At 43.0% G+C, this 2,684-nt stretch carries 2 protein-coding genes; both read left to right on the top strand.

Features of this window, described 5'->3' with window-relative positions; all coding sequences use genetic code 11:
- Positions 1-640, top strand: a 640-nt coding sequence (locus VIM94_RS02985; protein ID WP_332037808.1) for a carbon-nitrogen hydrolase family protein, incomplete at its 5' end; no start/stop codon positions are given.
- A gap of 929 nt (positions 641-1,569) precedes the next feature.
- Positions 1,570-2,684: dihydroxy-acid dehydratase (locus VIM94_RS02980; RefSeq protein ID WP_332037807.1), on the top strand; the 1,115-nt coding region annotated here is incomplete at its 3' end.

Here is a 2,684-nt window from a genome sequence, read left to right as displayed (position 1 = left end):
GACTTTCAGGGATTTCGCGATCACGTATAATATCAACATCGTCACCGGGAGTATGCCTATGGTGATTGGGGAACATATGTACAATGTAGGCTTCCTGTGCCGTCGCGACGGAACTTATGAGCGCTACGAAAAACTGCACATTACTCCGGCCGAAGAAACCGCCTGGGGTATGAAAGGCGGCAGCAAGCTTCAAACCTTCGATACCGATTGTGGGAAAGTTGGGGTTTTGGTATGTTATGACATAGAATTTCCTGAGGTCTCAAGAATACTCGCCGAAGAAGGAATGAACATTCTCTTTGTTCCCTTTATGACCGATACCCAAAACGGCTATTCCCGGGTAAGGATCTGCGCGCAGGCCAGAGCCGTAGAAAACGAATGTTACGTAGCCATAGCCGGCTCGGTGGGGAATTTACCTAAGGTAAATAATATGGATATCCAATACGCCCAGAGCGCCGTCTTAACCCCATCAGACTTTGCCTTCCCTGTGAACGGAATCAAGGCCGAAGCTACCCCAAATACTGAAAGTACACTATTGGCAGACGTAGATCTGGATCTGCTTAAAGAGCTTCATAACTTCGGAAGTGTGAGAAATATGAAAGACCGGCGCAAGGATTTGTATTCGCTGAAGAAGAAAAAGTAGGTTTCGGTTGGCAGTTCTCGGTTCTCGGTTTTCAGTCACAACAGGTATCCCGATTATTTCAAAGAGCAGTTTATGTTACCGTCATTGCGAGGCCGCAGGCCGTGGCAATCTTTTGTATGGAAGACTCCTGAATTAGGTAGTCTATACCGTCACAACTCATAAAAAAGAACGGAGAATTATTTCCTGCTTCAGTCTGCCGATTTCCATCGGGATCATTACCATTGGTATTTAAAAATTTAATTATAATCAGTTTTTATTTCTATTTATAATCCAGTTTAAAACTTATTTTAGAAATTTCCATTTTCATTTTTTGCTCGCCCAAAAATCGAAACAAAAAAAGGCGTCCTATGTGGTGGTGTTTTTTTGGCAACATGGCCAAAAAGCCGCAAATCAGCAGCTAAATTTTTTCCAAGGCTTCAAAAATTATTTACGCTGCTGAATTGCTACACTCACAAACGGAGTTTAAACTCGCCAGGCTCGTAACACGTCATCAACTCACGCTAGATAACTTTTTAGTATCACGCCTGTGAGATCAGTCATCGCGAGTGATGAGCAACAAAGCCTGGCGATCCTTTGTATGGAGTGTGGCCTTTTTAATTTTTCTTATGAATTTCCCAAGAGAAAGCTGCATTGTTGAATTCCTAATTATTCCCTTTAAAAAACCTCATTTTTCAGAATAAACTCATAGAAATAAGAATCTTCTAAAAGCCCTGTTCCTACTGCTTTACCAGGGAATTTCAGGGAAAAATTGCATCTTCAAAAAGCTATGTTTTCAGCTATCGTAATTATATTATGGATAAATGATTGAATATAAGTTGTTTAGATGTATTTAAAAGGCACTGAAAGTAATTAAGCACCGGCTTAACGACTCAGGTCAAATTCTTATCGGGCTACTTTTAATTTTTTATAAGTGAAAGAAGAAAAAAGCAATGCCTAATAAATTCAGTAAAGTTTTAACACAAAGCGATTCGCAACCGGCTTCACAGGCAATGTTGCATGCCATAGGTCTTACTAAAGAAGATTTTAAAAAACCATTTGTCGGGATCGCCAGTACCGGTTACGAGGGCAACCCTTGTAATATGCACCTTAATGATCTGGCAAAACTGGTAAAACAGGGCTGTACCGAGGCAGAACTGGTTGGTCTTATTTTCAATACCATTGGTGTAAGCGACGGGATCTCAATGGGAACCCCGGGAATGCGTTATTCGCTACCCTCCAGAGACATTATAGCAGATTCAATGGAAACCGTGGTGCACGCCATGTCTTACGACGGCATGGTTACGGTTGTAGGTTGCGATAAAAATATGCCCGGCGCGCTTATGGCGATGCTGCGCATTAATCGTCCGGCTGTTTTGGTCTATGGGGGGACCATTGCTTCCGGCTGCCATAACGGGAAGAAACTGGACGTGGTTTCAGCCTTTGAAGCCTGGGGTGCAAAGACTGCGGGCGATATCGATGAGGAAGAATACGAAAGTATCATTGAGAAAGCCTGTCCCGGGGCCGGTGCCTGTGGCGGAATGTACACTGCAAATACGATGGCTTCAGCCATTGAGGCACTAGGAATGTCTTTGCCTTATAATTCCTCAAATCCGGCTACCGATGAAGTGAAAAAAACCGAAAGCATCGAAGCAGGAAAAGCGATGCGTTTGCTGCTAGAAAAAGATATCAAACCCAGGGATATTGTAACTAAAAAATCTCTGGAGAATGCTATTAGATTGCTTACCGTTCTTGGGGGCTCCACCAATGCGGTGCTACATTTTCTGGCTATTGCAAAATCGGCAGAAGTGGAATTCAGTCTGGATGAATTTCAAAGAATTTGCGACAACACACCTTTCCTGGCTGACCTTAAACCCAGTGGGAAATACGCGATGGAAGATGTTCATAGAATAGGCGGTATTCCGGCCGTTTTAAAATATATGCTGAAAAATGATATGCTGAATGGCGACTGCTTAACCGTAACCGGAAAAACTTTAGCTGAAAACCTCGAAAATATACCCGATCTGGAAGCCGATCAGGATGTGATCCGTGATCTGGAGCATCCTAT

The organism is Salegentibacter sp. (assembly GCF_036568425.1).
Taxonomy (GTDB): Bacteria; Bacteroidota; Bacteroidia; order Flavobacteriales; family Flavobacteriaceae; genus Salegentibacter.
Note: the sequence above shows the minus strand (reverse complement) of the source record. Positions and strands in the feature narration are given on the sequence as shown.